Annotated in this window: 27 protein-coding genes, 1 tRNA gene and 4 pseudogenes; 15 read left to right on the top strand and 17 right to left on the bottom strand. The window is 71.6% G+C overall.

Going from position 1 to position 26004, the window contains the following annotated elements; genetic code table 11:
• Positions 1-190 precede the first annotated feature (190 nt).
• From I6J71_RS29065 to I6J71_RS29055, 3 genes are all read right to left on the bottom strand, one after another.
• Positions 191-1810 (bottom strand): ABC-F family ATP-binding cassette domain-containing protein, encoded by a 1620-nt coding sequence (locus tag I6J71_RS29065; protein ID WP_204089779.1) that lies wholly within the window; start codon positions 1808-1810, stop codon positions 191-193.
• A 66-nt stretch (positions 1811-1876) separates the two neighbouring features.
• A complete protein-coding gene (locus I6J71_RS29060; RefSeq protein WP_204089778.1) occupies positions 1877-3400 on the bottom strand; it encodes a catalase in 1524 nt (507 codons plus the stop codon).
• A gap of 78 nt (positions 3401-3478) precedes the next feature.
• Positions 3479-4141, bottom strand: coding sequence for a FadR/GntR family transcriptional regulator (locus tag I6J71_RS29055; protein ID WP_204089777.1), 663 nt, complete (start codon positions 4139-4141; stop codon positions 3479-3481).
• 148 nt (positions 4142-4289) lie between these two features.
• Between I6J71_RS29055 and I6J71_RS29050 the strand changes: the two genes are divergently transcribed.
• Genes I6J71_RS29050 through I6J71_RS29040 form a run of 3 tightly spaced genes read left to right on the top strand, consistent with a single transcriptional unit; the run spans position 4290 to position 7214 of the window.
• Complete coding sequence (locus I6J71_RS29050) at positions 4290-5168, top strand: fumarylacetoacetate hydrolase family protein (protein ID WP_204089776.1); 879 nt, start codon at positions 4290-4292, stop codon at positions 5166-5168.
• 22 nt (positions 5169-5190) lie between these two features.
• Entirely contained in the window at positions 5191-5952 is a 762-nt protein-coding gene (locus tag I6J71_RS29045; RefSeq protein WP_204089775.1) for an alpha/beta fold hydrolase, read from the top strand.
• Positions 5953-5984: 32 nt separating this feature from the next.
• On the top strand, positions 5985-7214 hold the full coding sequence (locus I6J71_RS29040; protein WP_239153970.1) for an amidohydrolase family protein: 1230 nt from the start codon (positions 5985-5987) through the stop codon (positions 7212-7214).
• Positions 7215-7278: 64 nt separating this feature from the next.
• Here the strand turns inward: I6J71_RS29040 and I6J71_RS49945 are convergent, their stop codons facing one another.
• The 3 genes and pseudogenes from I6J71_RS49945 to I6J71_RS29025 all read right to left on the bottom strand — a co-directional run bounded on the left by I6J71_RS49945 (position 7279) and on the right by I6J71_RS29025 (position 9201).
• The gene (locus I6J71_RS49945) at positions 7279-7791 is read right to left on the bottom strand and encodes a phenylacetaldoxime dehydratase family protein (RefSeq protein WP_204089774.1); all 513 of its coding nucleotides are present in this window, start codon (positions 7789-7791) and stop codon (positions 7279-7281) included.
• Positions 7792-7868: 77 nt separating this feature from the next.
• Positions 7869-8183: pseudogene (locus tag I6J71_RS51180) on the bottom strand (phenylacetaldoxime dehydratase family protein); the annotation flags it as partial.
• Positions 8184-8493: 310 nt separating this feature from the next.
• A complete protein-coding gene (locus I6J71_RS29025; protein ID WP_204089773.1) occupies positions 8494-9201 on the bottom strand; it encodes an SDR family oxidoreductase in 708 nt (235 codons plus the stop codon).
• 81 nt (positions 9202-9282) lie between these two features.
• Here I6J71_RS29025 and I6J71_RS29020 point away from each other — a divergent pair, with 81 nt between their 5' ends.
• Positions 9283-9744 carry a helix-turn-helix domain-containing protein gene (locus I6J71_RS29020; RefSeq protein ID WP_239153969.1) on the top strand — a complete coding sequence of 154 codons (462 nt, stop codon included), beginning with the start codon at positions 9283-9285 and terminating at the stop codon, positions 9742-9744.
• On the opposite strand, the gene I6J71_RS29015 is transcribed toward I6J71_RS29020, so the two are convergent.
• The 3 genes and pseudogenes from I6J71_RS29015 to I6J71_RS29005 form a co-directional block, all read right to left on the bottom strand.
• A complete protein-coding gene (locus tag I6J71_RS29015) occupies positions 9711-10598 on the bottom strand; it encodes an SDR family NAD(P)-dependent oxidoreductase (RefSeq protein ID WP_204089772.1) in 888 nt (295 codons plus the stop codon). The genes I6J71_RS29020 and I6J71_RS29015 overlap by 34 nt on opposite strands.
• Before the next feature lie 147 nt (positions 10599-10745).
• Positions 10746-11168 (bottom strand): hypothetical protein, encoded by a 423-nt coding sequence (locus I6J71_RS29010; RefSeq protein WP_204089771.1) that lies wholly within the window; start codon positions 11166-11168, stop codon positions 10746-10748.
• A 120-nt stretch (positions 11169-11288) separates the two neighbouring features.
• Positions 11289-11851: pseudogene (locus tag I6J71_RS29005) on the bottom strand (alkene reductase); the annotation flags it as partial.
• 128 nt (positions 11852-11979) lie between these two features.
• Between I6J71_RS29005 and I6J71_RS29000 the strand changes: the two are divergent.
• The 5 genes and pseudogenes from I6J71_RS29000 to I6J71_RS49025 all read left to right on the top strand — a co-directional run bounded on the left by I6J71_RS29000 (position 11980) and on the right by I6J71_RS49025 (position 15648).
• Positions 11980-12597, top strand: coding sequence for a transcriptional regulator (locus I6J71_RS29000; RefSeq protein ID WP_204089769.1), 618 nt, complete (start codon positions 11980-11982; stop codon positions 12595-12597).
• On the top strand, positions 12581-13714 hold the full coding sequence (locus I6J71_RS28995) for an aminotransferase class I/II-fold pyridoxal phosphate-dependent enzyme (protein ID WP_204089768.1): 1134 nt from the start codon (positions 12581-12583) through the stop codon (positions 13712-13714). The genes I6J71_RS29000 and I6J71_RS28995 overlap by 17 nt, the downstream gene beginning before the upstream one ends.
• A pseudogene (locus tag I6J71_RS28990) lies at positions 13711-14582 on the top strand (ornithine cyclodeaminase family protein). Before I6J71_RS28995 ends, I6J71_RS28990 begins: the two are co-directional and overlap by 4 nt.
• A 154-nt stretch (positions 14583-14736) precedes the next feature.
• Positions 14737-15105, top strand: coding sequence for an alpha/beta hydrolase (locus I6J71_RS49030; protein WP_239155470.1), 369 nt, complete (start codon positions 14737-14739; stop codon positions 15103-15105).
• Between the two features lie 282 nt (positions 15106-15387).
• Positions 15388-15648: an alpha/beta hydrolase fold domain-containing protein gene (locus I6J71_RS49025; protein WP_239153968.1), complete on the top strand. Its 261-nt coding sequence runs from the start codon at positions 15388-15390 to the stop codon at positions 15646-15648.
• Between the two features lie 204 nt (positions 15649-15852).
• On the opposite strand, the pseudogene I6J71_RS51175 reads toward I6J71_RS49025, so the two are convergent.
• A pseudogene (locus I6J71_RS51175) lies at positions 15853-15900 on the bottom strand (hypothetical protein); the annotation flags it as partial.
• 1345 nt (positions 15901-17245) lie between these two features.
• Between I6J71_RS51175 and I6J71_RS49935 the strand changes: the two are divergent.
• Positions 17246-17368: a hypothetical protein gene (locus I6J71_RS49935; protein WP_255569986.1), complete on the top strand. Its 123-nt coding sequence runs from the start codon at positions 17246-17248 to the stop codon at positions 17366-17368.
• Between the two features lie 43 nt (positions 17369-17411).
• On the opposite strand, the gene I6J71_RS28975 is transcribed toward I6J71_RS49935, so the two are convergent.
• The 3 genes from I6J71_RS28975 to I6J71_RS28965 form a co-directional block, all read right to left on the bottom strand.
• On the bottom strand, positions 17412-17879 hold the full coding sequence (locus I6J71_RS28975; protein WP_204089766.1) for an HNH endonuclease: 468 nt from the start codon (positions 17877-17879) through the stop codon (positions 17412-17414).
• A gap of 31 nt (positions 17880-17910) precedes the next feature.
• A tRNA-Cys gene (locus I6J71_RS28970) sits at positions 17911-17984 on the bottom strand.
• A gap of 991 nt (positions 17985-18975) precedes the next feature.
• Positions 18976-19830, bottom strand: a complete 855-nt coding sequence (locus tag I6J71_RS28965) for a LysR family transcriptional regulator (protein ID WP_204089765.1) — start codon at positions 19828-19830, stop codon at positions 18976-18978.
• Between the two features lie 69 nt (positions 19831-19899).
• On the opposite strand from I6J71_RS28965, the gene I6J71_RS28960 reads away from it, so the two are divergent.
• Both I6J71_RS28960 and I6J71_RS28955 read left to right on the top strand, forming a co-directional pair.
• Positions 19900-20904, top strand: a complete 1005-nt coding sequence (locus I6J71_RS28960; protein WP_239153967.1) for a DMT family transporter — start codon at positions 19900-19902, stop codon at positions 20902-20904.
• Complete coding sequence (locus I6J71_RS28955; RefSeq protein WP_239153966.1) at positions 20864-21715, top strand: hypothetical protein; 852 nt, start codon at positions 20864-20866, stop codon at positions 21713-21715. The genes I6J71_RS28960 and I6J71_RS28955 overlap by 41 nt, the downstream gene beginning before the upstream one ends.
• Here the strand turns inward: I6J71_RS28955 and I6J71_RS28950 are convergent.
• Together I6J71_RS28950 and I6J71_RS28945 are read right to left on the bottom strand one after the other, a co-directional pair.
• Positions 21712-22131 (bottom strand): Fur family transcriptional regulator, encoded by a 420-nt coding sequence (locus I6J71_RS28950; RefSeq protein WP_204089763.1) that lies wholly within the window; start codon positions 22129-22131, stop codon positions 21712-21714. The genes I6J71_RS28955 and I6J71_RS28950 overlap by 4 nt on opposite strands.
• Positions 22132-22193: 62 nt before the next feature.
• Positions 22194-22658: an IclR family transcriptional regulator C-terminal domain-containing protein gene (locus tag I6J71_RS28945; protein ID WP_370541984.1), complete on the bottom strand. Its 465-nt coding sequence runs from the start codon at positions 22656-22658 to the stop codon at positions 22194-22196.
• 147 nt (positions 22659-22805) lie between these two features.
• Between I6J71_RS28945 and I6J71_RS28940 the strand changes: the two genes are divergently transcribed.
• Entirely contained in the window at positions 22806-23153 is a 348-nt protein-coding gene (locus tag I6J71_RS28940) for an enoyl-CoA hydratase-related protein (RefSeq protein WP_204097274.1), read from the top strand.
• Positions 23154-23200: 47 nt separating this feature from the next.
• Here the strand turns inward: I6J71_RS28940 and I6J71_RS28935 are convergent, their stop codons facing one another.
• Complete coding sequence (locus I6J71_RS28935) at positions 23201-23614, bottom strand: SDR family oxidoreductase (RefSeq protein WP_255569985.1); 414 nt, start codon at positions 23612-23614, stop codon at positions 23201-23203.
• On the opposite strand from I6J71_RS28935, the gene I6J71_RS28930 reads away from it, so the two are divergent.
• Together I6J71_RS28930 and I6J71_RS28925 are read left to right on the top strand one after the other, a co-directional pair.
• Positions 23608-24420, top strand: coding sequence for a DeoR/GlpR family DNA-binding transcription regulator (locus tag I6J71_RS28930; protein ID WP_204089761.1), 813 nt, complete (start codon positions 23608-23610; stop codon positions 24418-24420). The two genes, I6J71_RS28935 and I6J71_RS28930, sit on opposite strands and share 7 nt — an antisense overlap.
• A gap of 141 nt (positions 24421-24561) precedes the next feature.
• Entirely contained in the window at positions 24562-24942 is a 381-nt protein-coding gene (locus I6J71_RS28925; protein WP_204089760.1) for a hypothetical protein, read from the top strand.
• Positions 24943-25452: 510 nt separating this feature from the next.
• On the opposite strand, the gene I6J71_RS28920 is transcribed toward I6J71_RS28925, so the two are convergent.
• A complete protein-coding gene (locus tag I6J71_RS28920; RefSeq protein WP_204089759.1) occupies positions 25453-25923 on the bottom strand; it encodes a hypothetical protein in 471 nt (156 codons plus the stop codon).
• Positions 25924-26004 lie beyond the last annotated feature (81 nt).

Below are 26004 nucleotides of genomic sequence, written 5' to 3'. Positions count from 1 at the left end.
CCCGGGCAGGCGAGTGACGCTGCGCGCTCGCCGGTCGGCTTTGGCGACCGGCTTGCGCGTTCACCGCCGCTTGCCCTGGGCCGTGCTTCCGCGGCTGCCCGGTCGTCGCGATGGGCAGCCGAGGGCGGCGGGTTGCACCACCCACGGTGGCCCGACCGCGCCCCGTCAACCGCTGCGGCTGCCGGCTCGCTTAACGGGCGCGCTCCACCCGCCGCTCGTCCCACACCGGGTGCGGGGTTTCGCGCACCACGCCGTCGGAGCCGAAGATGAGGTAGCGGTCGAAGGTGCGGGCGAACCAGCGGTCGTGGGTGACCGCGACGACGGTGCCCTGATACGCCTCGAGGCCCGCCTGCAGGGCTTCGGCCGATTCGAGGTCGAGGTTGTCCGTCGGTTCGTCCAGGAACAGCGCGGTGGCGCCGCCGAGTTCGAGGAGCAGGATCTGGAACCGCGCCTGCTGCCCGCCGGACAGGCGGTCGAAGGCCTGGTCGCCCTGGCGTTCCAGTTCGTAGCGGCGCAGCGCGGCCATCGCGGCGCCGCGGTCCTTCGCGTGTTCGGTCCAGAGGACGTCGACCGGCGACCGGCCCGTCAGCTCCGGGTGCGCGTGCGTCTGCGCGAAGTGCCCCGGCACGACGCGGGCGCCCAGCTTCCACCCGCCGGTGTGGGCGACGGAGCCGCCGGCCAGCAGGCGCAGGAAGTGGGACTTGCCCGAGCCGTTGGAGCCGAGCACGGCGACGCGTTCGCCGAAGAAGACCTCCAGTGAGAACGGCTTCATCAGCCCCGTGAGCTCCAGCTCCTCGCACGTCACCGCGCGCAGGCCGGTGCGTCCGCCGCGCAGGCGCATGCGGATGTCCTGCTGCCGCGGCGGTTCCGGCGGCGGGCCGGCCTCCTCGAACTTGCGCAGCCGGGTCTTCGCGGCTTTGTAGCGCGACGCCATCTCGTCGCTGCGGGCCGCGTACTGCCGCATGTCCAGCACCAGCTTCTTGAGCTGCGCGTGCTTCTCGGCCCAGCGCCGCTTGAGCTCCTCGTAGCGGGCGAACCGCTCTCGCCGCGCCTCGTGGTACGTGGCGAACCCGCCGCCGTGCACCCACGCGTCGCCGCCGGCCGGGCCGGGCTCGACGCTCACGATCTTCTCCGCCGCCCGCGCGAGGAGCTCCCGGTCGTGTGATACCAACAGCACCGTCTTGCGCGTCTCGGCCAGCCGGCCCTCGAGCCACCGCTTGCCCGGCACGTCGAGGTAGTTGTCCGGCTCGTCGAGCAGCAGCACCTCGTCCGGCCCGCGCAGCAGCGCCTCCAGTACCAGCCGCTTCTGCTCACCGCCGCTCAGCGTGCGCACGAGCCGCCACCGCGCCTTCTCGTACGGCACGCCGAGGGCGGCGGTGGTGCACACGTCCCAGGTCGTCTCGGCCTCGTAGCCGCGGACCTCGGCCCAGTCGCTCAACGCCTGCGCGTACTGCATCTGCGCCGGCTCGTCGTCGACGGTCAGGATCTTCTCCTCGGCCGCGTCGACGGCCGCCGCGGCGGCGCGGATCCGCGCGGGTGCCACCGCCACCAGCAGGTCGCGCACCGTGCGGTCGTCGCGGACCGACCCGACGAACTGGCCCATCACACCGAGCCCGCCCGACACGGTCACCGTGCCGCCGTGCGGTTTGAGCTCACCCGAGAGCAGGCGCAGCAACGTCGTCTTCCCCGCTCCGTTCGGCCCGACCAGCGCGACGACCGCGCCGTCGCCCACGCGAAACGACACGTCGCCGAGCAGCGGCCGCCCGTCGGGCAGCGAGTAGTCGAGGTGCGCGACCTCCAGGTGACCCATGGGAGGGGAGTCTAGGCGACGCGCCCTCCGGGCTCGCCGGAATTTCCCACGTTCCGAAGTGGACGATCAAGCCTTCCGTTGCATGTCCCGCCTCGCCGGGTTGCCCTGCTCGCCCGCCTTCGGGTCCTTCTCCCCGGCCTTCGCGCGCACGCCGGACTCGACGCGATCGCCGAGGTCCTTGTCCACGTTGCGCCAGTACTCGAACGCCCGCTGCAGCACGGGTTCGCTGACGCCGTTGAGCAAGTGGCCGACGATGTTGTCCACCAGCCGCTCGCGCGCCTCGTCGTCGAGAACCTCACGCACCATCGTGCCGGGCTGGCCCCAGTCGTCGTCCTGCTCGTGGTCGACGTAGGCCGAACGCACCATGTCACCGGCGGTGTGCCAGCCCGCGGGCGTGCCGTAGCGGTCGGTGTCCGCGCGCGGCCCGCCCTTCGAGTTCGGTGCGTACACCGGGTCCGACACCTTGGTGTAGCGCATCGAGCCGTCCTTGCTGTAGCTGTGCACGGGGGAGTGCGACGCGTTCACCGGCAGCTGCTTGTAGTTCGGCCCGATGCGGTAGCGGTGCGCGTCGGCATAGGCGAACAGGCGGCCCAGCAGCATCCGGTCCGGGCTCGGGCCGATGCCGGGCACCATGTTGTTGGGCTCGAACGCCGCCTGTTCGATCTCGGCGTGATGATCGGTGGGGTTGCGATCGAGCGTCATGCGTCCGACTTCGATCAGCGGGTAGTCGCCGTGCGGCCACACCTTGGTGAGGTCGAACGGGTTGAAGCGGTAATTCTCCGCCTCGTCGAACGGCATCACCTGGACGTGGAGCGTCCAGCTCGGGAAGTCGCCGCGCTCGATGGCCTCGAACAGGTCTCGGGTGTGGTAGTCGGTGTCGGCGCTGGCCATCTGGTCGGCTTCGTGCTGCGTGAAGAACTCGATGCCCTGGTCGGTCTTGAAGTGGTACTTCACCCAGAACCGCTCACCGGCCGCGTTGACCCACAGGTACGTGTGCGAGCTGTACCCGTTCATGTGCCGCCACGTGCGCGGGATCCCGCGGTCGCCCATCAGCCACGTCACCTGGTGCGCCGACTCGGGGGACAGCGTCCAGAAGTCCCACTGCATGTCGTGGTCGCGCAGGTTGTTGTCCGCCCGGCGTTTCTGCGACCGGATGAAGTGCTGGAATTTCAACGGGTCTTTCACGAAGAACACCGGCGTGTTGTTGCCGACCATGTCGTACACGCCTTCGGTGGTGTAGAACTTCAGCGCGAACCCGCGCGGATCCCGCCACGTGTCGGGGCTGCCGCGCTCACCGGCCACGGTCGAGAACCGCGCCACCATCTCGGTTTTCGCGCCAGGCTGGAACACCGCGGCCTTCGTGTACCGGCTGACGTCGCCGGTCACCTCGAACCGGCCGAACGCGCCGCTGCCCTTCGCGTGCGGCTGGCGCTCCGGCACGCGTTCCCGGTTGAACTGCGCCATCTGCTCGATGAGGTAGTGGTCCTGCAGCAGGATCGGACCGTCCGGGCCGACGGTGAGCGAGTGCTCGTCGCTTTCCACCGGGATGCCGGCGTCGGTCGTCGTCGGCTCGGGCCGCGGGTGCGTCATGTCGCCATCTCCTCGTGGTGGGCTGTCACGTCGCTCGTGGCGGATACCCGGCGGGAAGGGCCTTACACGCGCGATCCTTCAGTCGCGGCCGAGCAGCGTGTCGGCGACGTGCTGGAGGTGGCGGCGCATGTGGTCGCCGGCCTTCACGGGGTCGCGGTCGCACAGGGCTTCGACGATCAGCGTGTGCTCGCCGTGGTAGCAGGTGCGCAGTTCGGGGGTGGACGTGCGGCGCTTGAGGCTGCCCCACACCGGCAGCGAGCGCGCGGTGTTCATGACGTCGAACATGTTCATCAGCAACCCGTTGTGGGCCGCCACGGCGATGGCGCGGTGCAGCCCCGCGTCGGCGCGTTCGAAGCCCTCGAAGTCGTGCGCGGCGCCGCCGGCGCTCAGCGCGAGGCCGATGCGATCGAGGTCGGCCTGTGTCGCCACTCGCGCGGCGAGTGTCGCGATCTGCGGTTCGAGCAGCTGGCGCACCTGCATGATCTCGGCCGGGCTCGTGTCGGCGGGTGCGGGTTCCACGCGCTGCGCCGCGACGTCGGTGAGGAACGTGCCGCGCCCGACGTGGCGCACCACGAGCCCGTCGCGTTCGAGCGAGTCCAGCGCGCGGCGGACCGCGCTGCGGGGCGCGGCGAGCCGCTGCACGAGGTCGCGCTCGGTCGGCAGCTTGGCGCCGGGGCCGAGCGTGCCGTCGGCCGCGCCTTCGTCGAGCAGCGCGCGCAGGGCGTGTTCCACCATCGTCATGGCCGCACTCTACCGCACGACTTGAGACCAATTTGAACCAATAGCCACCGCTGTGACCAGAGTGTTCGCTGCGTGTCGACAACGGTGGGCAACCGGCGTACGGTCAGGCGGGTCCATATTGGTACACATTGGTTCAGATTGGTCTCATATGAAGCTGGCGACCTTCTCGACCGGGAGCGGTGACCGGGTCGGTCTCGTGACCGGAACGAGCGCCGTTCACGACGTCACCGATCTCGTACCGGGCGGGACGCTGCTCGGTGCCGTCGAGGGCTGGGCCGAGGTCGGTCCCGTCCTCACCGACCAGGCTGCGGGCCGCACCCCGGTTCCCCTCACCGACGTGCGGCTCCGCGCGCCGTTCCCCACGCCCCGGCGCAACGTGTTCTGCGTCGGCAAGAACTACCGCGAGCACGCCGCCGAGTTCGGCCGCAGCGGTTACGACAGCCCGGACCGTTCGGAAGACCTGCCGGCGCGGCCGATCCTGTTCTCCAAGGCCACCACCGCCGTCGTCGGGCCGGGCGCCGACGTCGACCCGCACACCGGGCTCACCGCCGAACTCGACTACGAGGGCGAGCTGGCCGTGATCATCGGGCCCGGCGGCCGCGGCATTCGCCGGGAGGACGCGTTCGCCCACGTGTGGGGCTACACGATCCTCAACGACGTCACCGCCCGCGATCTGCAGCGCGACCACCGCCAATGGCTGCTCGGCAAATCGCTCGACACCCACTGCCCGATGGGCCCGTACGCGGTGACCGCCGACGAGGTGCCGGACGTGACGGCGCTCGAGCTCGAAACCACCGTCAACGGCGAACAGCGCCAGCACGCCCGCGTGAGGGACCTCATCTTCGACATCCCGGAGCTCATCGCGACGCTCTCGGCCGGCCTCACGCTGCTGCCCGGCGACGTGCTCGCCACCGGCACCCCCGCCGGCGTCGGCATCGGCTTGGACCCGCCGAAGTTCCTCGCGAGCGGCGACGTCATCGAGATCGCCATCACCGGCCTCGGCGTGCTGCGCAACCGCATCGCCTGACCCCGCCCGGAAAGGAGCGCGCATGAAGATCAACGGAACGGACCTCGCCGTCGAGGTCGACGGCAGCGGACCCGCCGTGCTGCTCGTGCACGGCCTCGGCGGCACCGGCAACTTCTACCAGATCCAGGCCGACGCGCTGGCCTCTGGCCACCAAGTCATCCGCGTCGACGCGGCGGGCGCCGGGCGATCGGGCCTGCGGGACGGCATCACCGTCGAGTCGCACGCCGACGACCTGGCTGCGGTGCTCGACGAACTCGGCGTCGAGTCCGCGGCGGTGGTCGCACATTCGATGGGTACGCTCGTCGCCCGCAGTTTCGCGGCGCGGTACCCGGGGAAGGTCACGGCGCTCGCGCTGCTCGGCGCCGTCGCTGAACCCGCCGAGGCCGGGCGCAAGGCGCAGCACGACCGCGCCGCTGTCCTGCGCAGCGAGGGGACGGCGGCGGTCGCACCCGGCGTCGTCGCCAACGCGGTGTCGGAAGAGACCCGGCGCGAACGGCCCGAGGTGGCGGCGTTCGTGCGGGAACTGGTCATGCGCCAGGACCCCGAGGGCTACGCCCGCAACTGCGAAGCCCTCGCCGCCGCCACCGACCCCGGGCCTATCGACCCGGCGTTGCCACTGCTGCTGGTCACGGGGGCCGACGACAAGGTCGGCGCACCCGCCGTGAGCGAGGCGCTCGCCGCCGCGCACGGCAAGGCGACCGTCGAAATCCTGCCCGGGGTCGGGCACTGGACCGCGCTGGAGGCCGCCGCCGAGGTCACCTCGCTGCTGCTGAAGTTCCTGTAACCCGTTTTCCCTCAACGACGAGAGGAACCACCGTGCCGCTCACCGCCGACCGGACCCTGTTCCGCAACGTGTCCATCTTGGACTCCACAGGTGCGCAGCCGTATCCCGGCGACGTGCTGGTGGACCACGACCGCATCTCCGCCGTCGGCACCGTCGACGCGGCCGCCACCGAAGGCGCCCGCGTGGTCGAGGGCCGGGGCCGCACCCTGATGTCGGGCTTGTGCGACGCCCACACCCACTTCACCTGGAACAACAGCGCCGACCTCGACGGGCTGGCCGCGTTGCCCGTGGAGGAGCACCTGCTGTTCGCCGTCGAAAGTGCCAGGTCCTATTTGGACTCCGGATACACGATGTGCCTGGGCGCGGCGTCGGCGAAGGACCGGCTCGACGTCGTCTGCCGCGACGCCATCAACGCCGGCCGGATCCCCGGGCCGCGCTACCTCGCCAACGGACCGGAGATCGCCGTGACCGGCGGGGAGCTCGTGAAGGGCATCACCTGGTTCGCCGACGGGCCCGACGAGATGCGCAAGGCCGTGCGCCGGCTCATCGAGATCGGCGTCGACCAGATCAAGCTGTCGATGACCGGCGAGGAGATCACCGGCACGCAACGCGCCGAGGACACCTACATGTCCGACGAAGAGGTGGCGATGGCCGTCACCGAGGCACACCGGCGCGGGAAGCGCGTGTGCGCCCACGCACGCAGCGCCGAGAGCGTGAAGATGTGCGTGCGCCACGGCGTCGACATCGTCTACCACGCGAGCTTCACCGACGAGGAGGGCATGGACCTGCTGGAGCAGGCGAAGGACTGGGTCTTCGTGGCGCCCGGGGTGAACTGGCTCATCGCGACGCTCTACGAAGCCGCCGACTTCGGGTTCCCGCAGGAGGCCGCCGAAGCCGTGGGCTACAAGCGCGAACTGGAGAAGGCCACGGCCGCGATGATCGAGATGCACAAGCGCGGCATCCGCGTGCTCCCCGGCGGTGATTACGGTTTCGCCTGGACCCCGCACGGCACGTACGCGCGAGACCTGCAGCACTTCGTCGAGCGCTTCGAGTTCACGCCCATGGAGGCCATCCTCGCGGCCACCGCGCAGGGCGGCGAGATCATGCTCCGCGACGGCGAACTGGGCAAGGTCCAGCCCGGCTACCTCGCCGACCTGCTCCTGGTCGACGGCGATCCGCTCGCGGACATCACGGTGCTGCAGGACAAGGAGAAGCTCAACGGCATCATGAAGGACGGCCGGTTCCACAAGGATCCCGCCTGATCCGGTCGTGTGGTGGCGGTGCGCTTCGGCTCGGTTCGGCGAGGCGCACCGCCCTCCGCACCGCTCACACCGCGCGCAGCAGGCCCGTCCGGTCGTGGCAGCCGAGGTAGCGGAACTCCTGCCGGCCGGCGTCGATCACCGTGACCTCGTGGTAGAGCCGCAAATTCGCGGCCGGGCCCAGTGTGGACAGATACTTCATCGCTGCCCGGAAGATGGCGACGTGCGTCGGGTGCGATTCGGCCCACGCTTCGAGATCGGCGGGGCTGTGCCACCCGCTCAGGCCGAAGCTCTTGTCCGTTTCGGCGCCGGTTTCGTCGGTGACGCGCACGTACCGGTTGGCGTAGCAGCCGACGGCGAGGCCGTCATCGCGCAGGAAGTCCATGCCGGCGCGCAGCACGGGCTCGACGTCGCCGAGGTACAGGGCGCGTTCGTCGCCCTCGGTTTCCGTCCACTCCTGGCCCGAGCGGATGAGGCACAGGTTGCCCGGCGGCCGCACCGTGATGACGCCGCTCGCCGGGTCCGTCTCGGCGACCGGTTCGCCGGTGGGTTCGAGGCGGTCGGTCTGCCCCTGCGGCAACTGGTCGCGGGCGGGCCGCCCCCGTAACCGTGCTCGTGGATCTCGCCGCTGAGCTTGCGGGCGGCGACGGACACGCCTTCGGTGCGGTCGCTGGAGAAGAGCGTTTCGAACCGCCACACGGTCGGGCGCACGACCTCGCTGAAGAAGCCGGCATCGGGCGTCCGGTGGTGCGGGCCGGTCCACGCGCCGCGGGCCTGGCTCCAGCGGTCGTACTCGGCCGGGTCCGTCCAGTGGAGGATGGTGAGTACCGTCGGGTACCCGGCTTCGTCGACGTAGCGGGCGCGGTCGTGGTGGTCCGGCGCGTGATCGCCCGCGGCGTCGAGCGCGGCGAGCGCTTCGACCACGACCGGCGGCGGTTGCGCCGCGCGGTACTGCACGCCGCGGCAGGCCATCACGACCTGTTCCACGGCCGGGTCGAACCGCGCGGAGAACGACGGGTACGGCGGGTGGAAGGTGTCCGGCTTGCGGCGCGGGTGGACCCGCTCGACGCGCAGGTGCTCGGCGATCGCGGATTCCACGGCGTCACACCGCCGGTTCGTGGTGGGTCATGGCGGCCTCCGGGGGCAGTCGTACCGAGGGCGGCCGGCTCCGGTGCCGCGGGGCGGGCCGGTTCGGGTGGACGTAACCGAGTAGGCGACCAGTGACTCGCTCCACCGCGCACCGCGGATTGCCGCTGAGCGCACGGTCCACAGTGGTCCGACTTCAGACCGTGGCGGCGAGCTCCGGGTAGAGCGCCTCCAGCGGGCCGGACAGGTTCTCCTTGATCTCGCGCGACGTCTTGTCGGCCAGCACCTCGTGGGCACCCGCCGCCAGGCCGTCGTAGATCGCGGCGACGATGTCGCGCGGGTCCTCCTTGTCGACGGTCAGCGCCTTCGTCATGGGCGTGTCCGTGTAGCCGAGGTGGGCGCCGAGCACCTGCGTGCCCTGGCCGGCCAGCTCCAGGCGCAGCGAGTTGGTGATCTGCCACAACGCCGCCTTGCTCGACGAGTACGCGCCGGACTTGGCGAGCCAGCTCAACGCCGAGTGGATGTCCACGAGCGCGCCGCCGCCGTTGGCCGCGAGCGCGGGCGCGAAGGCCTGCGCCACGGCCAGCGCGCCGAGGACGTTCGTCTCGTACAGCGCGCGCACGTCGGCCAGCGGCGCGGTCAGCAGGCTCTGCCGACCGCTCACGCCGGCGTTGTTCACCACCACCGTGGTGTCGGCGGCCGCCGCGGCGGCGGCCTTGACCGACGCCTCGTCGGTGACGTCCAGGGCGAGGGGCACCACGCGCTCGTCGTCCCACTTGCGCGGGGTGCGCGCCGTGGCGTACACACGCTTCGCTCCGCGGGCGAGCGCCTGGTCGACGAACTCGAGGCCGAGTCCGCCGTTCGCTCCGGTGACCAGGACGACCGCGTTCCGTAATGAAGTCATGACAACCTCCAGCTCTCTGGCTTGGAATTACCAAGTTAGCAAGCTGGCTCCGAATTGCCAAGTGTGACGTAGGATGGCTTCATGAAGGCCATGGAGCTCCCGGCGAACAGCCGCTGTTCGATCGCGCGCAGCCTCGAGGTGCTCGGGCAGAAGTGGAGCCTGCTGATCGTCCGCGAGGCGTTCCGCGGGCGGACCCGCTTCGCCGAGTTCCAGAAGATCGGCGTGCCGACGGACCTCCTCGCGTCGCGCCTCGAAGCCCTCGTCGAGGCCGGTGTCCTCACACGGCGGCCGTACCAGCAGCCCGGGCAGCGCACGCGCGTCGAATACGTGCTCACGCCGGTGGGGGAGGACCTCCTCCCGGTGCTGGCCGCGCTGTCCGAGTGGGGCGACGAGCACCTCCCGACCGGCCACGAGCCATCGACGGTCTACGTGGACACCACCGACGAACGCCCGGTCCACCTCGCGTTCGTCGACGCGGACGGCAACGTCGTCGCCCCGGAGAAGGTCGCCTACCGCCGCGGCCCTGGTGACCTCGGCGACTGAGCCCGCACGTCGTCGGCGTCGGTGCTGAGCGCGAGGTCCCGCTGGGCTTCGAGGTCGGCGAGGCGCCCTCGAAGGGCGGCGGTGATGCTGTCGTGGGCCGCGGCGCCGAACACGAGCTTGCGCGGGGCCGGCGCGGTGGCGGCCGAGGTGATGATCTCGTGTGCGATCTTCACCGGGTCTCCGGCGATGGCGTGGCGAAGTGTTTCGGCGTCCGTGCCGCCGTCGAGCGCGCTCCGGATCCGGCTGACGACGCCGGCTTCGTACGCGGGCAGCGGCTCGGCCCGGGTGAGGCTCGTGGTGAACGCCGTCCGCGTTCCGCCGGGCGCCACGAGCGTGACCTCGATGCCGAACGCCGCCAGCTCGATCGCCGCCGCCTCGCAGAACCCCTTGCCCCCGGACTTCGACGCGTTGTAGCCGCTCATCCTGGGGCCGGGCACGGTGCCGCCCGGGCTGGACATCTGGATGATCCGGCCGCCGCCCTGCCTGGACAGCCACGGCGCCACCGCGCGCGTCAGGTGGATCGGCCAGGCGAGGTTCACGGCCAGTTGCCGCGCGATGTGGTCTTCGCTGAGCTCCTCGACCGCCCCGAGCGTGCCGAACCCGGCGTTCGAGAACACCACATCGATCCGCCCCAGCTCGCCGAACGCCTTGTCCGCGACGGCCCGGACCGCCCCCGGTTCGCCGACATCGCGGTCGGCTGTCCACGGATGGTCGCGATGTTCTTTCCCCAACACCTCCCAGGCCCCGCCGCCCGCCCGCGCCGTCGCGGCCACCCGATGCCCCTTCGCGAGCAGCTGCTTGGCGACTTCGAGCTCGAGGCCGGAGGAGGTGCCGGTGATGAACCAGGTCTTCACGGTGCCAATGTGGTCACTGTCTGGATTGTGGTCAACGACTACATTGGTGAGGTCCGCCGGGGTTCCTTCAACCCTTGTCTGCACCACCACACGCCGGCGTCACCGGCACGTTGCGCGAAGAAGATCGCTTTCGCAGCCGCCGGCTGGTCAGCGTCCGACCAGGCGCAGGCCGGCGGACCGTGCGTGAAAATCGACGCTACTTCCCCGAAATGGTCTGGTCACCGTGGCGCGAAAGTCGTGTTCCGTCGGAGGAAACGCTTTTCTCCGGTTCAACGTCGGGTAGTCGGTGTAGCCCTCGGCGTCCCCGCCGTGGCTCGTCGTGGGATCCGGCGAGGTGAACCCCGTGCCCGCACGCAGGCGGTCCACGACGTCGGGGTTGGCCAGAGCCGGCCGGCCGAGGGTGGCGAGGTCGGCGAGAATACTGCCGACGTCGGCGGCACGCTCCTCGACGGTGCCGGCCGGCCGGGTCAGCAGCAGCGGCCCGGACCAGGCGGAGCGCAACTCGGCGACAAAAGCCTCCTCACCGTGGTGGGTCACGTGCAGGAACGTGAGGCCGGCGAGTACGCGCACGAGGGGGCGGTACGTCGCGGGCCCCGGCACACCTTCGTCGATGCTGAACCCGCGCGGGCCCGGGGAAAGCCGCACCGCCGTGCGGTCCGCGCCGATCTCCCCGGCGGCCGCCTCGACGACCTCGAGAGCGAACCGCGCGCGGTTGGTGATCGACCCGCGTAGGCGTCGCTGCGGTGGTTCGCGTTGGCCGACAGGAACTGCGGCGGGAGAAAACCGTTGGCGGCGTGGTTTTCCACGTCGTCGGCGCCGGCTCCGACAGCGGCGGCCGGCAGCGCGCGGAAATCGTCGACGGTCGCGCGTATCTCCGTTGTGGACAGTTCCGTCGTCGGCACCGCACGATTGCCGTGCGGCGTGTTCGCCGGGTGTGCCACGCGGCCGGCGTGCACGAGCTGGACGAACAGGTGCCCGCCCGCGTCGTGCACCGTCCGGTTCACGCGCCGCCGGCCGGCGGCGTGCTCGTCGATGTAGCAGCCGTGGCTCAGCAGGAACCCCTGGCCGTCGGCCGACGGTTGCGTGTCACCGGTGATCAGCAGCCCGAGCGACGCGCGCTGGGCGAAGTACTCGACGTCCAGCGCGGTGGGTGATCCGTCGGGCCGGCCCCGGTTGCACATCATCGGCGAAAGCGCGAGCCGGTGGCGCAGCCGCAGGCGGCCGACGTCGACGGGGCTCCAAAGGTCGGGCACGGTGCCTCCACTGTCTGGATCGTGCAGATCGAAGTGTGCGGTCCGGTACAGACTGAAGACCGGTCATTCCGAGGTGAATGGACACTTCGTCCACGCTGGATGTAGTGTCCACATCCATGGACGGGAGGATGAGCCGTTGGGCCCCGGCGTGCGAGGCGATCGTGCGCCTGCTTTCCCCGCACGCGGAGGTGGTGCTGCACGACCCACGCACGGACAGCGTGCTCGGGATCTGGAACGCGTTATCCGGGCGAGAGCCCGGGGATCCGTCGCTGCTCGGCGAGCTCGACAGGCTGCGGCCCGCGGGCAAGGACGTCTACGGCCCGTACCCGAAGTCGCTGCCCGACGGGCGGCGGCTGTCGAGTGTGAGCGCCGTTGTGCGCGACGAACACGGCAACGCCGAGGTGGTGCTCTGTGTGAACGTCGACCGCACCGCGTTCGACCAGGCCGCGCAGCTGTTGTCCGGTTTCGCAGCTCCCGTGACCGGTCAGCCACAGGCGTTGTTCGAACGCGACTGGACGGAAACACTCAACGACGTGGTGGGCGAGTTCGTCCGCGACCACGCCACGCCCGTCGAGGCGTTGACCCGCGAACAGCGCCTGGTGCTTCTCGCACGGCTCGACGCCGTCGGCGTGTTCGCCCAGCGCCGGTCCGTGCCCGTGGTGGCCCGCGCGCTGCGGATCTCCCGCTCCACCACTTACCAACTGCTCGCCGACCTGCGCAAGGAGCCCGATGCCGACGCTTCCTGACTTCCGGCTGGAAACGTACTTCTCCCGGTGGGAGTTCACCGCCCGCTACCACCTGACCGCGTCCGATGTGCAGACCTTCACAGTCAGTGAGCTGCTGGCGCTCGCCGACGACGACGGCCGCGAACGCTGGGAGAACCTCACCCTCGGCTATACCGAGACCTACGGCCTGCCCGCGCTGCGCGAGGAGATCGCGCGGACCTACACCGAGGTCGGCCCGGAGCACGTGCTGTGCTTCGCCGGCGCGGAAGAAGGCCTCTACCTGGCGATGCGCACACTGCTCGAACCCGGCGACCACATCGTCGTCATCACGCCGAACTACCAGGCCGCCGAGACGATCCCCCTGTCGATCGCCGAGGTCACCGGCGTCGCGCTGCGGGAGGAGGCCGGCTGGGCGCTCGACGTCGACGAGATCGAGCGGCACCTGCGGCCGAACACCCGCATCGTGTCGGTCAACTTCCCGAACAACCCGACCGGCGCCGTGCCGGACCTCGACACCTGGACGCGGCTGATCCGGCTGTGCGACGACCGCGGCATCCTGCTGTTCAGCGACGAGGTCTACCGCGGACTGGAGCCCGACCCGGCCGCGACGCTGCCGCAGGCGGCCGACCTGTCGGCCTCGGCGCTGTCGCTCAACGTCATGTCCAAGGCCTACGGGCTCCCCGGCCTGCGCGTCGGCTGGATCGCCTGCCACGACCCGGAGATCCTGCGGCGGCTCGAGCGGGCGAAGCACTACACGTCGATCTGCAACTCCGCACCCAGCGAGGTGCTCGCACTGATCGGGCTGCGGGCGCGCGACACGATCCTGGCGCGCAACCGCGCGGTGATCGCCGAAAACGTGCCGAAGTTCGACGCGTTCTTCGCGCGGTTCCCGGACCTGTTCGAGTGGACGGCGCCGCGTGGCGGCTGCGTGTGCTTCCCGCGTTACCTCGGCGCGGACGGCGTCGAGGCCATGTGCACCGAACTCGTCGAGCAGCGCGGGGTCTTGCTGCTGCCGTCGAGCATCTACCGGTCGGAACTCACTCCGACGCCGGCGGACCGGTTCCGCGTCGGCGTCGGCAGGCGGGACCCGGACGAAGGACTGGCGGCGTGGGCGGAGTTCCTGGAAGAGCGGCGATGACGCTGGAAGTGCTGGGGCTGGCCGAGATCGAGGCCGTGGCCACGCGGAACCTCGTGTTCGACGCCGTGCGCACGGCCCTTGTCGCGCACGCCGATGGCCGCACGATGATGCCGCAGCCGATCGCGCTGTGGTTCGCCGATGCCGAAGGCGATTGCCACGTGAAAGCCGGGCACTTGGCGGGCTCCTCGCACTTCGCGGTGAAGGTGGCTTCGGGCTTCTACCGCAACGCCGAACGCGGTTTGCCGACCAACAGCGGCCTTGTGCTCGTGCTGGACGCCACGACGGGTGTGCCACCCACGCGCTGACGCCCGCCGACGTCGACGAGGTGGCCGTCTTCGGCACGGGTTTGCAGGCCCGGCTGCAGGTGGAATGGCTGGCCGAACTGCGTCAGCTGAGCCGCGTGCGCGTGTGCGGCCGGCGGCCCGACGCCGTGCGGCAGCTGTGTGCGGAGCTGGCCACCGCCGGCCTCAAGGCGGTACCGGCGACGGCCGAAGAGGCGGCGGGCGCGCCCTGCGTGATCACGGCGACGCCATCGACGAGCCCGCTGGCGCCGGCGGAGGCGTTTTCCGCGGGCGTCCAGCACGTGACCGGCATCGGCACCGACCTGCCCGGCAAGGCCGAACTGCCGCCGGGCCTGTTCGACCGGGCCACCACGATCGCCACCGACGACCACGACCAGTGCCTCGCCCACGGCGATTTCGGCAACGCGGTCCGCGCGGGTGTCGTCGGGGCCGGCGCGGACGTCTCGGCCGGTCTGGTTCTGCGCGACGGCGTCCCCGAACGCTCCGGGCTCACTATCGCGGACCTCACCGGCGTGGGCGTCGCCGACGCGGCGGTGGCGACGGCGGTGTTCACGCACCTCGGCTGAGCGGGTGCCGCCGCGTGGCGGGTGCGCGTGTGCGGGCCGGCGACGGTTTTCCGGTGCGGTTGGCGGTCCGGGCCGGAAGGATGGACGGCAGGCCCGCCATCTGGAGGAGACCGATGGACTACTGTTCGACGCCGAGATCGCCGCCGCATTGTTGATGCTGCCCGACACCGGCAACCTGCGGGACCTGCCCGCGGCGTGCGAGCAGATGAAGACCGTGCTGGCCGAGGTGCTCGGCGATGTCGACGAGACCGGCCTGACGGTGCGCGACGAACTCGTGCCCGGGCCGGAGGGCGCGCCCGACGTTCGGGTGCGTGTGTACACACCGGACGGGGCCGCCTCGCCGGCGTTGCTGTTCAACATCCACGGTGGTGGGTTCATCGTGGGCACCCTGGGGACCGATCACCCGCGCGCGGTCGCGCTGGCCCGCGACCTCGGTGTCGGGGTGGTGTCGGTGGACTACCGGCTGGCGCCGGAGAACCCGTATCCGGCGGGACTCGAGGACTGCTACGCGGCGCTGGTGTAGGCCGTGAAGAACGGCGGTGAGCTCGGCGTCGATCCGGAGTGGGTCGTGATCCACGGGACCAGCGCCGGGGGAGGCTGGCCGCGGCGCTGGCGTTGCTGGCACGCGATCGCGGTCGGCCGGCCATCGCGTTCCAATTCCTTGGGGTGCCGGAGATCGACGACCGGTTGCGGACGGGGAGCATGCGGCGGTTCGTCGACACTCCACTGTGGAACCTGCCGAACGCCGAGTTCAGCTGGGACTTGTTATCTCGGTGAAGGGGTTCGGGGAACGGCGGAGGTTCCCGTGTACGCGGCGTCGGCGCGGGCGACGGAGCTCGCGGGAATGCCGCGCGCGTACGTATCGGTGATGGAGTTCGATCCGTTGCGGGACGAGGGGATCGCGTACGCCCAGGCGTTGCTGGCTGCCGGCGTGCCGACGGAGCTGCACTTGTTCCCGGGGACGTTTCACGGGTCGGCGATGGTGCGGCATGCCGCGGTGACCCGGAGGGAAGAAGGGGAGGCGAGGGTGGTGCCGGCTCGGGCGCTCGGGGTGGAGCTCCGCTGATTCTCTGATTCGGAAGTGGTGTCGTACGGACAGTGGTTGCGCGTCTCTCGAAGGCCGAGTGTGGCCGTGGTGCGGCTTCGGGCCGTTGCTCTGGTGGTGACGGTTGGGCTGTCTCAGGCGCGACGTGCCAGCCGGTGGGCCAGAGGCGAGTCTGGCGCGGAAGCGGCCGGCGGGGTCGTCGACGGCCCAGCCCAGGGAATCTTCGGCGCGGGCCAGACGCGTGGCGACGGAGCTGTGGTGACGGTGCGGCACGACAGCCGCTTGCCGCAGGGAACCCGTGCGGCAAAAGGCTTCCAGGGTTCCCGGTCCGGCGGGCCGAGCGCGTCGAGGGCTCGGACGCCGGGATGGGAGCGGAGGTGCTCAGGCAGGAGCTCGGCGAGCAAGGTGAGCGAGCCGAGGTCGCCGCGGTGGACCACGACGGGGTCGGTGGCGGGCACGGCGAAGCGTTCGGCGAGGCGCGCCTGAAGCCAGGACCGACAGATGTCGAGGGTGGGGACGGCGTCGCCGATCCCGACGCGGACGGTGCCCGCCGGCGAGCGCTCGGCGGCGCGCGAGGAGAGGGCTGGGCGCAGCGTGGAAACGACGGTTTCGGAGCCCTCGCGGGGTTGCAGCAGCACCGCCGCGACGTGCCCGACCACGGCGACGCGTGCGCCCACCGCGGTTCCCCTCGCCGCCACGCTGAGCGCGGCGCTTCCGTCCTCGGTGCCGGCGGCGATGACCCGCGGCGGGCGCCCTGCGTCCAGCCCCAGCGGGGTGAGGGCACGCGACCGGTCCGCCGCGGCCGCCCGCTCACCCGGCACGAGCTCGACGAGCGCCGGATCCGCCAGGTGCGGAGGTGCCACCTGCGGCGCCGGCCCGAGCAACCACGCGGCGATCGCGAAGCGCTCCAGCACGAGATCATCGAGAGGCCCGGGCCCCGCCGTGCGTTCCAGCCACACCCGCCCGGCGGCTACGACGCGCACCGCCGCCTCCGCGCCGGCGCGGCCCACGGCCGCGCTGGAGCGCGCGCCCGGCTCGGTAGCGGAGCCGCCGCGGTGGGCTGCGGCCGGGCCTGCTTCCGCCTCCGAGCCGTGGGGGTCGGTTGCGGCGGCACCGACGAGCATGGCCGCGGCGGTGTGCGCACCTGACCGGGTGGAGCGGTCGCCGGGACGAATGGCGGTGGGACGCGCTTCCGTACCGGCGGGGTCGGCGGCCGCGGTGTTGGCAGCCGAGCCGGAGGCGCCGGTGTCCGCGTCTGCACCGGTGGTGTGGTCGCCGACGTTGGTCGCAGCGGCAGCGCCGGGGCGCGGCACCGCGCGCTTCCGCCCGGGTGTGATCGCCGAGGGCGGTGGCGCCGCCGAGCTCAGGTGCACCCTCGCGTGTCACCGTTTGGCTCGCGGCGCCGCCGGTCTCGGTCGCGGCCGGGTGTGCTTCCGCCCGGGTGTGATCGTCGAGGTCGGTTGCACGCTCGTGGACCACCGTTTGGCTCGCGGCGCCGCCGGCTTCGGTCGCGGCCGGGCGTGCTTCCGCCCCGGCGGCGGGGGTGCCGTCGGGGCGGAAGCGCAGCGGCGGTCCGTCGCCGTGGCGCGGGCCGGCGACGCATTCGGCCGGCGACGCTGTGGCGCGCACCAGGTCGGGCAGTGTCGCGCGGCGGGTCACGAGCTCGTCGAAGTACGCGATCACCCGCACCGCGGCTTCGGCGGCGGCGTCGATGGCCGACAAGCACAACAGCAGCCCCTAAGCGGAACCGGCTTAACGCCGGGCGCACCTCGCGAGCACGTGTCTCATGTGGACGATGCGCGTAGCGGGTGCAGCTCGTCCCACGTCGGCACGCGCGGGGTGAACCGCAGGGTCAGCCCGGCCTCCGCGGGCGTGCGGTCGGCCTTGCGCGCGTTGCAGCTGCGCGCCGTGCCACCGCACGCGGCGACGGTGTTCAGCCAGCTCGTGCGCTCGCCGCCGCGCGAGAGCGGCACCACGTGGTCGACGGTGGTGGCGTGGCGGCCGCAGTAGGCGCACTGGTGGCCGTCGCGCTGCAGCACACCGCGACGCGACCACCGGGGCGGGCCGCAGTAGCGCCACTTCATCACGACGTACCGGATCAGCCGCACGACCTTCGGCCGCGGGAAGACACCGAGATCGGCGCCGTCGCTCTCGTGCACGACCGCGACGTGCCGGACGAGCATCCGGATCGCGTGGGGTACTGAGACGGTGTGCAGGGGCTCGTAGCCGGCGTTGAGGACCAGGACACCCATGGCGACGGGCACCTCCTTCCACAGGTCAAGGTGGAGACCACGACCGGAGTCGAACCGGTTTGCCCCGCTTTGCAGGCGGTGCCCTTGCCGTTCGGGCACGTGGTCGGGGAGTCGGGCGAAATGGCATGGAGTACAAAAAGGCCGCCCTGATCGGTCTCCCGACGGGCGGCTCCCAGCTGCGGCGTGCCTGGGCACGTCACGGCGTGGAGCCTGGGGTCTCGGCAGCGTGCGGAAAGCGCGGTGCAGCGCACGCGGTACCGATCAGGCACCACGGCACGCGCTCTTCCAGGCCGGACATCTCGTCACTCCTCGGTGGTGGGTGGACCAGAACATCATGACCGACCGCGCGCGGGCGCGCAACGGTGATAATTCGCAGAGCGAACGACTTCCCCGGGTGGGGAACACCTCCGGAAATCATGGGCGGGGCCGTCCACGCGTACGCCGTTTCTCCACAGTGGACGGGACGGCCCCGCACCACACCGGCCGGTGGGTGTCGCAGCGCCACCGGCCGGCGGGAACCTCGGTGCGGCGAACGGGTACCGGCCGCCGCCGAACTCCACGCGACCGGCGGTCGAGGCACCGGCGGCCGCGGCGGACTTGCTTGACGCGCGTGCCGCCTCGGGCAAAGGCCACCACGTGCCCACCGGCTGATGCGGTCTTGGTCCAGGAGATCTTCGCGCACTTCCTCCTCGCTGTGCGCTTTCTTCGCGGTGATGACGAGCGCGTCGATGGCGATCGCGCACACCGCGTTGCCCGGAGGCCGGATGTTCTTGCAGGCGCGGCCGCCGAATCCGTTTCCGAGATCAGCTCCGTGTGTTCTTGCTGAACACCCAGCTGCACGCGAACACGCCGAAGTCGAGATCCGCCTTCGGTGCTCGCACTCGCCGGCGAGACGAGGCGGCCCGCGACCAGGACCGGAGCGACCAGGAATCCAGCGTGGAAGCGGGAATTCTCCCGAAACTGCCCCTGCTGTTCGCGGTTTGTCCGAAATGGAGCATCCGCCGCGCGGCGCCGGCTGTCCACCCCGGCGGCCCGGACTGGTCCGAAGGGGTGACCGTCCACAGTGGTTTCGACGGCGGTATGCGCCTGCCGGGGTTCAGTGGCTCCGGTACAGCTCGCTCAGCAGCGCCACTGCCGCGTGTGTCGCCGGGTGGGGATCGTGGCTGCGCCACACCAGCTGCACCGGCACCGGGGCCGCGTCGCGCACCCGGCGGTACGCGATCCCGTCCCGGCGGTACTGGGTGACGGTGGAGTGCGGCGTGACGCCGACGCAGCGGCCGGTCGCGATGGCGGCGAGCCAGTCGTCGATGTCGTGGGTGGATTCCACGCGCGGGCGGGTCGCCTCGGGCCACAGACCGGTCGTCGTGGTGCCGGTGCGGCGGTCGATCACCAGCACGCGCGTGCTCAAGTCGGCGAGCGTCACGGTGCGGCGGCGCGCCAGCGGGCCGTCGGCGGCCATGGCGCAGTAGCGGGCTTCGTGGCCCACGACGGCGTGCGCGAAGCGGCACGTGTCGATCGCAGTGCGCACCACGGCGAGATCGCACAGCCCTTCGGCCAGGCCGCCGGTCGCGGTGTTGGTGCGTACCAGCAGCAGTTCGACGTCCGGGTGCCGCTTGGCCCAGCGGCGCTGGAACTCCGCGGTGTGCCGGCCCATCGCGGACCACGCGTGCCCGACGCGCAGCCGCGTGTGGCCGGTGGTCGCTTCGCGCACGAGGTCGTCGGCCTCGGCCAGCAGGTGCCGGGCGCGCGCGAGCACCTGGACGCCCGCCGTGGTCGGCGTGGTGCTGCGGCTCGTGCGGTGCAGAAGCCGCACGCCGAGTGCGGATTCCAGCGAAAGAAGTGTGCGGGATACCGCCGCTTGGGAAACTCCGAGCTCGATCGCTGCGTCCGTGAACGTGCCCGTGTCCACGATCGCGACCAGGCAGCGCAGGTGCCGCAGCTCCAGATCCATGACTCCAGCGTATAGCCGGGCCGATGAATGCATTTTGCGCATGCTTGCGGGTGCCGCACGCTCGCCGTCATGAGCAAGCAGAGCCAAGGCGTGGCGCTCATGCTCGGCGGCGCCACCGCCAACCAGATGGGCGCGGCCACGGCCGCGCTCGCGTTCCCCGTGCTCGGCCCCGCCGGCGTGGTCGCCGTCCGCCAGTGGGTCGCGGCGGTGGTGTTGTTCGCGATCGGACGCCCGCGGGTGCGGGACTTCACGGCCCGGCAGTGGCGGCCCGTGCTCGGGCTCGCGGCGGTGTACGCCACGATGAACCTCACGCTCTACTCGGCCATCGACCGTATCGGCCTGGGCCTCGCCGTCACGCTGGAGTTCCTCGGCCCGCTCGCGATCGCGCTGGCCGGTTCGCGCCGCCGGAGGGACCTGGTGTGCGCGCTCACGGCGGCGGCGGCCGTCGGCGTGCTGACCCGCCCGCGGCCCAGCACGGACTACGGGGGCATCGGCCTGGCGCTCGCCGCCGCCGCGTGCTGGGCCGGCTACATCCTGCTCAACCGCACCATCGGCCGCCGGCTGCCCGGTGCGCGGGGCTCGGCTGCCGCGGCGGCCGTGTCCGGGCTGGCCTACGTGCCGGTCGGCGTGGTGGTGTTCGTCCACCACCACCCGACGCTCGCTTCGCTCGGCGCCGCCCTCACCACTGGGGTGCTCTCGTCAGCGGTGCCTCTCCTCGCCGATCTGCTGGCCCTGCGCCGCGTGCCGGCGCGGTTCTTCGGCGTCTTCATGAGCGTCAACCCGGTCCTCGCCGCCCTCGTGGGCCTGGTGGTGCTCGGTCAGCACCTCGACTCGCCGGCGTGGACCGCGATCGTGGTGATCGTCGCTGCCAACGCGACGGCGTGTCGGGTGAAAGGCGCGGAAGCGGGCCCCGTACCGTCGGAGCCGGAGGAGGTGGCGAGTGGTTCGGATGTCGGACCGGGCGTGGCCGTCGACGGTCATCCCGAGCGATGCGCACGAACGCGCGCAGGCGACCGGTGTCCTGTTCCGGCGCATGGGCTGGGTCACGGAGCGGCTGACTCGCGACGAGCGTGACGACGTCGAGCGCCAGCTGGAGTTCTGGTACAGCAGCGGCTACTGCCCCGACGCGCTGCTGATCGCGCTCAGCGCCCTGCCCGACGGCACCCGCCAGCGCCCGCGCCAGCCCGGCGAACGTCCGGGGGAGTTCCTGCGCACACGCCTCAACGGCTGGTTCCGTGAATCTTCGGACACCACGATGTCCGAAGTCCACGAGCCGCCGCGCAAGGGGCAGTCGTTCGAGGCGTGGTTCGCGAACAACCGGCGCCAGTCCGCGGCCGACGGCACCGGTCGGCGCGCGCCACGAGTCACCGAGGCGGGTCGGCAGGCCCGGGAGCAGGCGCGCGCGTTCGCCGCGTCGAAGCGCAAGGACCCGCTGGCCCGGTTGCGCGAAAGCGAACGGCGCCGCGCCGCCGCGCTCGACAGCCTGCTTGTGGAGGGCGCCCCGGCGCCGGCGGTCCCGGCACCGCCGGCCGAGACGCGGGCGACCCCGCGGATGGTGGCGTCGTTCGCCGCGCGCCAGTCGGTGGCGGCGCGGTCGCCGCAGGTCGTGCGCATCGTGGAACGGCTGCGAGCGGAGAAGCGCGGCCCGTCGCCGGCCGAACTCGCCGTCCTCCGCAACGCCGTCCGCGACGCCCACCACCACGCGGGCCTCGGCACGCTGGAGGCCGCGAGCGCACACGTCGGCGACGACACGTCGGAACTCACGGCGGAGGGCCTGCGTGTCCTGTCGTTTCTCGACCACGCCGACGAAAACCGGTTGCCGATCGACGCGATGATCCGCCTGCTCACCGTCGCCGTCGACGAGACCGCGCCGCCGCAGGACTAGGACGCCCGGCGCGCGCAGTCAGCGCACAGGCCCCACCAGGTCACCTCGGCCTCGTCGATCGTGAAGCCCGGCGCGGTGACCGGGTGGAGGCACGGGGCGGACCCCGCGGCGCACGGCACGTCCTCGATCCGTCCGCAGCCGCGGCACACGAGGTGGTGGTGGTTGTCGTGGTGGTCGAGTTCGAACCGCGCGGGGGAGCCGGCCGGTTCGAGGGTGCGCAGCAGCCCGACGGAGACAAGGTCTTCCAGCACGTTGTACAGACCCTGCCGCGACAGCCCGCCGGCCTCGGCCTCCACGAGCGCGGCGATCTCGGCCGCGGTGGTGTGCGGGTGCTCGCGGACGGCGCCGAGCACCGTGCGACGCTGAGCCGTGTTCCGCAGCCCCCGCTGCTTCAGCAGGCCCGCGAAGTCATCCATGAACTGATGGTAACTTCGCCGCCGCGCCGGGTCCGGGCCGAGGGATCCGGGTCACAGCGGGCTCAGGCGCCGTCCTCGCCGCTGATCGAGAACGACCGGCGCCGCTGCGCGATCGCGCGCAGGTCGGATTCGATGCCGGCCGCCGTGCGGCGCAACGGTTCGAGCAGCTGGCTGCGCGTTGCTTCCTTCGACCGCCGGGTCGAGTGCATCGACACGTTCAGCGACGCGTAGACCTCGCCGTCCGCGTGCCGCAGCGGCACGGCGATCGAGCGCAAGCCGAGGTCGAGCTCCTGGTCGACGAGCGCGAAGTCGTCGGTGCGCACGCGCTCGAGGATCGTGCCCAGCTTCTCGGGGTCCTTCACGGTGCGCGGGGTGAACGGCTGCAGCTCCACCCGCTTGAGGTAGGCCTCGCGCCAGTCCTCGGGCTGGTTCGCCAGCAGCACCCGCCCCATCGACGACGGGTGCGCCGGGATCCGGCTGCCGATCGTCACGTTGAGCGCCATGATCCGCCGCGCCGGCGTGCGCACGAGCGGCGGGCGTGACCGGGGCGAGCTGGGCGACCTCGGTCAGCGTCAGCTCCGGCCCGTGCCCGTCGAACGCGCGGATCACGGCCAAGCCGCGTTCGAACGACTGGACCAGGTCGCCCTTGCTGATCGGGCCCGGGTTGTCGACCACTGGCGCGTCACCTCGAATACACGGCGCTGCCGCGCGCGACGGCGGCGTACCTGACGCTGTGCAACGGTCGGCTTACCGCCCCCGAGTGCCTGCAGCAGGGCATCGTGAACCGCGTCGTGCCGCAGGACAAGCTGATCGAAGCGGCGGAGGAGATCGCCGAGATGGTGTGCCGCAGCTCGCCGCTCGCGGTGCAGGCGACCGTGCAGCTGTACCGGATGTCCGCGGGCGAACCGACGCTGTCGGCCTACGCCAAGCACCTCGACAAGGAGATCGCGGAGAGCAACGACGGGGCGGAGGGACCGCGGGCATTCCGTGAGAAGCGGGCTCCTCGGTGGACGGTGTCCTGACGTCCGGGCTTCCGCGCCGAGGTGCGCCTCGGCGGGGGACCTGCCGATCACGTGCGGGCGCGTTCGCCGCCGTCGACCACCAAGGCTTCACCGGTGACGAAGCTCGCCTGCGGGGAGGGCAGGAACGCGACGGTTTCCGCGATCTCGGCGGGTCGGGCGCGGCGGCCGCGCGGGTTGCCGGCCGGAAGGTCCTCAGTGGACAGTCGCTGCGCGTCGATGGTGCGCATCATCCGGCCGTCGACGGCGCCGGGGCACACGGCGTTCACGCGGATGCCACGGTCGGCTGCTTCGACGGCGGCCGCGCGGGTGAGGCCGAGCACGGCGTGCTTGGACGTGCCAGGGGACCGGTCGTGCCGCGCAATGTTGGTGTTCGGGAATTGGTGCTGGTTAACATCGGACGGATCCGGCAGGCCCCGTCGTGGTGACGGGCCGCCGCGACCGACCGGAGGAACGCGTGGCACCACCCGAGACCCAGCTGTCTCCCGCACAGGAACGCCGGAGCAGACTCGTCGCGCTCGTGGCGGCGCAGGGCTTCTGCACGGTTGCCGAGCTGGCCGACGCGCTCGGCGTCTCGGAGATGACCGTCCGCCGCGACGCCCGCCAGCTGATGGGTGAGGGCCGGATGCGCAGTGTCCACGGCGGCGTGACGATGCTGCCCGCGGCGGCCATCGGCGGCACCGACTTCCACACCCGCGCCGCCCGCAACGGCGACGCGAAGAAGGCCATCGCGCGCAAGGTGCTGGAGCTGCTCCCTGAATCCGGTGCGGTCGCCTTCGACGCCGGCACCACGACGCACGAGGTCGCGCAGCTGTTGCGGCCGGAGTTGAACCTGCAGGTGGTGACGGCGTCGGTGCCCGTCATCAACACGCTGCTCGGGCGCGACGGGTTCGACGTGATCAGCCTGGGCGGCACCCTGCACCAGAAGTCGCAGTCGTTCGCCGGGCCGATGACGGTGGCGGCGATCGGGGAGCTGCGGCTGCGGACGCTGCTGCTCGCCGCCTCGGGGCTCACCGGCGAGGGTGTGTACTGCGGCAACCACTTCGACGCGGTGTCCAAGCGCGCGCTCGTGGAGGTCGCCGACGAGGTGATCCTGCTCGCCGACTCGGACAAGTTCGAGACCTCGGCGATGGTGCGGGCGTGTTCGCTCAGCGACGTCGACGTGTTCGTGACCGACGACCGGCTGCCCGTGCGCCACCGCGATGCGTTGCGACAGCACGGGGTCGAGGTGATCACGGTACCGGTGGAAGAGAAGCACGCGATCGCGTAGTGGTGCTTGTCCGCCGGCCGATGGTGTTCTTCTGACACCATTTGTTGGTCTGCAAAGGACTTGTCGTGCCGTGTCACCCGATCCGGTGGCTCTCGCGTGTCGAACGGCTGCGGCGGGCCCCGGATCTCCCAGACTCGTCCGGTGACGAACACCTCCCTCGAGGACGCCGGGCGCTGTCTCCTCTCAGTCGCCTGGAACATCCGCACCGGCGTCCCGCGGGGCGGGGCTCGTAAGGAGGAGATCCGGGCGCGGCTGCAGGAGATCTGCCGCAGCCTGGGCCACGCGGCGTGCGCCCGGGCCGCCGGCGTCGGCCCCGCGCCGGACCACGTGCCCTTCCTGCGTCTGGCTGACCTCGCCTACGAGATCGACACCCTCCTGCTCCTCGTCGACACCGCCCTCGCCCCCGAGCCGGACCGCGACCACCGTCGCTGGGCGGAGATCGAGGGCCTGGTCGCCGGCGTGGACGCCCTGGTGGACCACGCGGCGGAGGTGCTCCGGGGACAGCTGGCCGCCAGTCGCTGATCGTCGCGGCCTGAGGTTCCTGTCTGCGCCGTGGGCCGGCAGCCGCCGTCTCTCCCGGGCCCAGGCAACAAAAGCGGCTCACCGCGCCATCCGGCGGCCAGGTCGCTGCTCGCCGTCCCCGGGCCTCAACGGTGGCTCCGGATGGCGGCCGTACGCGGCAGCTGGCTGAAGGATTCGCGGTTGTCCACAGTCCGCCGCTGCTCGCCGCAGTTGTCCACAGATTCTGTGCAGACCACTTTTCGAGGTCTGGCAACGGTAGACTGAGATGGGGACGCCCCCCGAGGGAGGGCGGGGGCTACGGTCTTCGGGCGTGGCCGCGCGGATGCTCATCGCGGGCCGGTTCGTTGGGCTGCGATGTCGTTGCGTGCGATCGACCGCCGACGTTCCTGTCCGCACCGTCGTCCGGTAGCCACCGCAGCAAGCTGCGTCACGAATCGGTGTGACGCCAGGGACGGTGCCGGTCGGCGGCCGGTGCGTCGAGCGGGCGGGTGTCGGTCGGCGGGCGTGGGGTCAGTGGCGGATGCGGACCGCAGCGAGGACGGCGCTGAGGCTGGGCAGCCAGCGCTGGCTGGGGTCAGGTGCGGTGAGCCACTCGGCGGAGATGCCGGGCAGGCCGGGGCCGAAGGGCAGCGGCACGAGGGCCCCGCAGTCGAGGAGGTCGGCGTCGGCGGGGAGGGTGGCGCGCGGCGGGACCAGGCCGTCGGTCTCGGCGAGGATGGCGACGCGCGGGCCGTGCGGCGTGGGGAGGACCAGGACGGGGCCCTGGCAACCCGTCGTGTTCAGGTGCCGGAGCACGGGGCCCGCCGCGAGTTTCGGCAGGGTGACGGCGCAGAGACCGTTCTCGAGGGCCAGGAAGAGCCGGTTGTCTTGCCGGCGTACGGACCAGCCGAAAAGCCGGCCGTAGTAGGCGTCGAAGCGCTCGTGGGGGCGGTCGGCGAGCGCGACGGTGTCGGTCGGCGACAGGTGCTGGTCGAGGGTCATCGTCGACGCCTTCCGGTCGAGGTGCGCGAGAAGATCTCGCTCCGGAGTCTAACGGCACTCAGTGCCACTAGCAAGGGGGCT

Source organism: Amycolatopsis sp. FDAARGOS 1241, from assembly GCF_016889705.1.
In the GTDB taxonomy this organism is placed as follows: Bacteria; Actinomycetota; Actinomycetes; order Mycobacteriales; family Pseudonocardiaceae; genus Amycolatopsis.
This window is presented reverse-complemented; position numbering and strand designations above follow the sequence as displayed.